The organism is Pseudonocardia pini, assembly GCF_013870575.1.
Taxonomy (GTDB): domain Bacteria; phylum Actinomycetota; class Actinomycetes; order Mycobacteriales; family Pseudonocardiaceae; genus Pseudonocardia; species Pseudonocardia pini.
The window spans coordinates 1-2420 of the sequence record NZ_JACBXB010000811.1; the positions used below are offsets into that span (position 1 = coordinate 1).

Annotated in this window: 5 protein-coding genes; 2 read left to right on the forward strand and 3 right to left on the reverse strand. The window is 74.0% G+C overall.

The annotated features are described in order from the left end of the window. Nucleotides 1-833, reverse strand: an 833-nt coding sequence (locus H5J29_RS29325) for a serine/threonine-protein kinase (RefSeq protein ID WP_181784217.1), incomplete at its 3' end; no start/stop codon positions are given. Between the two features lie 187 nt (nucleotides 834-1020). Further along, nucleotides 1021-1338, reverse strand: a complete 318-nt coding sequence (locus H5J29_RS29330; protein WP_220188084.1) for a transglycosylase family protein — start codon at nucleotides 1336-1338, stop codon at nucleotides 1021-1023. Here H5J29_RS29330 and H5J29_RS29335 point away from each other — a divergent pair. After that, the gene (locus tag H5J29_RS29335) at nucleotides 1322-1783 is read left to right on the forward strand and encodes a S41 family peptidase (RefSeq protein WP_181784218.1); all 462 of its coding nucleotides are present in this window, start codon (nucleotides 1322-1324) and stop codon (nucleotides 1781-1783) included. The two genes, H5J29_RS29330 and H5J29_RS29335, sit on opposite strands and share 17 nt — an antisense overlap. Here H5J29_RS29335 and H5J29_RS29340 read toward each other — a convergent pair. After that, a complete protein-coding gene (locus tag H5J29_RS29340; protein ID WP_181784221.1) occupies nucleotides 1780-2205 on the reverse strand; it encodes a DUF6194 family protein in 426 nt (141 codons plus the stop codon). The two genes, H5J29_RS29335 and H5J29_RS29340, sit on opposite strands and share 4 nt — an antisense overlap. 63 nt (nucleotides 2206-2268) lie before the next feature. Between H5J29_RS29340 and H5J29_RS29345 the strand changes: the two genes are divergently transcribed. Further along, nucleotides 2269-2420, forward strand: a 152-nt coding sequence (locus tag H5J29_RS29345) for a helix-turn-helix domain-containing protein (RefSeq protein WP_312858466.1), incomplete at its 3' end; no start/stop codon positions are given.

Below are 2420 nucleotides of genomic sequence, written 5' to 3' on the forward strand. Positions count from 1 at the left end.
GCGATCGCGGTGAGGGCGTCCCGCGCCTGCGCGGCGGTGGGTCGCTCCGTGGGCTCGTTGGACAGCAGCCGCATGAGCAGCGCGGTGAGCGCGCCCGCCTGCTGCGGGGGGCGGATCTGGCCGGTCGCCACCTTGTGCAGCAGGGCGTAGGCGTTGTCGTCGAGGCCGAACGGGGGCTCCCCCTCGACGGCCGCGTACAGCGTGGCACCGAGCGCGAAGACGTCCGAGGCGCTCGTGGGTTCCTGCCCGCGCGCGACCTCCGGGGCGAGGAAGGCCGGGGTGCCCGCGATCATGCCGGTGCGGGTGAGCTGGACGTCGTCCACCGCGCGGGAGACGCCGAAGTCGCTGATCTTCGCGCGGCCGTCCTCGGCGAGCAGGATGTTGCCGGGCTTGATGTCGCGGTGGACCACGCCTGCGGCGTGCGCGGCCGAGAGCCCGTCGGCGACCTGACGGCCGATCGTGGCCGCCTCCTGCGGGCTCAGGGGGCCCTTCTCGTTGAGCACGGCGGCCAGCGAGCGCGACGGGAGGTACTCCATGACGAGCCAGGGCCGGTCGTCGTGCACCACGACGTCGAACATGCTGATGACGTGCGCGTGCTGCAGGCGCGCGCCGATCCGGCCCTCGCGCAGCAGGCGCTGGCGGGACTCCTCGGCGGCGTCGGGCCCGTGGCCGCTGACCGACGCGGCGGCCGCGATCAGCTCCTTGATCGCGACGGGCCGGTTGAGCAGCTCGTCCGTCCCCCGCCAGACCGCCCCCATCGCGCCGGCGCCGATGCGCTCCTCCAGGCGGTAGCGGTTACCGATGCGTTCGGCATCGGGCTCGGGCGGGGTCATGACCCCCAAGGGTAGGCACCCCCGCTTTCCGAGGTCCGGGGAGGTCGGGTCGTCGGCGTTCGTCCGGGTGGGTGAGCGGCGGACCAAGATCGCACGTTTCGTGCTGTCAGCGCGGCAAGATCGGCGATTGCGTGCACCCAGTGCGGTCGCCAGCGCGCTGAGAGCACACCACCGGTGATCATGAAAATCACCGCGGGAGGCCGAGCTTGCGCGCGCAGGCGGGCCAGGAGCCATAGCCGCCCCGCTGGTCGCGGACCTTGGTGGCGATCGCGATCTGCTGCTCCTTGGTCGCGCCGTCCGCCCGCGCGGCGTGGGCGGTGCCGCCGAAGTCCGACCAGGTCGCGGCGTCGAACTGCAGCCCGCCGTAGTAGCCGTTGCCGGTGTCGATCGCCCAGTTCCCCGAGGACTCGCACTCGGCGAGGCGGTCCCAGGTGGGGTCTGCGTTCGTGGGTGGTGCGCTCGCGGGCGTCGAGGCCGAGCGATGGATCGTGGACCTGCGCGGCAACGGCGGCGGGTCGATGTGGCCGATGCTCGCGGCCGTCGCGCCCCTGCTGCGCGGCGACGGCGAGATCGGCGCCTTCGTGGACCGGGACGGCGGGCGGATCCCCTGGACCGTGACCAAGGGGGTCGTGGCAGGCGGTCGGAGCCCGCAGCTGCTCGGCGGGGCGGGTAGGCGGGAGGGACCCGTCTCGGTGCTCACCGACGGGCACACCGCGAGCTCCGGCGAGGCCGTGGCGGTGGCCTTCCGCGGCCTCCCGGACGTGCGCTCCTACGGCGCCGCCACCCTCGGGCTCAGCACCGGGATCGAGACGGCGCAGCTGCCGGACGGGTTGGTGCTCAGCGTGGCCACCAGCCGGTTCGCCGACCGGACCGGCGAGGTCTACGGCGGCCCCCTCACCCCGGACGTCCCGAGCGAGGACCCGCTGTCGATGGCCCTCTGGGACCTCTAGGAGGCCCGCCGCCGCGCGGCCTCGTGGGCGTCTCGGAGCAGGTCCGCGGCCAGGGCCGCGGTCCGCTCCCCCGGCTCGACGATCGAGACCCAGCCCTGGCGCGCGTAGACCGGGTGCGCGAGCACGGTGTCGGCGGTGGCGGGGTCCGGCGCGACGGCGTCCACGAGCCGGGCGAACGCGGTCCGGCCGACGTGCACGTTGAGCCGCCACCGACCCGGCCGGTCGAGGTCGGACGAGGTGTCGCCCGGGTAGTCCTTGGTGACGATCGTCGCGTAGGGCTGCTGCCGCTCCGGCACCCGGCCGTCGGGTGCGTAGTAGAAGAAGTGGTCGCCCCAGGCGATCTCCGGGAACTCGCTGCCCGGCCCGGGCGCGAGCTCCAGCACGCCGTCGAGACCACGGGCCACCGAGAGGATCTGTTCCATACTCACGGTTCCAGTGTGAGGTTCGAGTGCTTGTGGAGGGTTCGGGTGCTGAGCACGTCGGAGGTGGCGGCCGCGACGGGATACTCGGCCCAGCAGGTGCGGGTCCTCGAGCAGCAGGGCGTCCTCGAACCCGCGCACCGGGCCGCCAACGGCTACCGCCGGTTCGGCCCCGCCCACGTCCGTGACCTCGCCGCCTACCGGGACCTCGCCGAGGA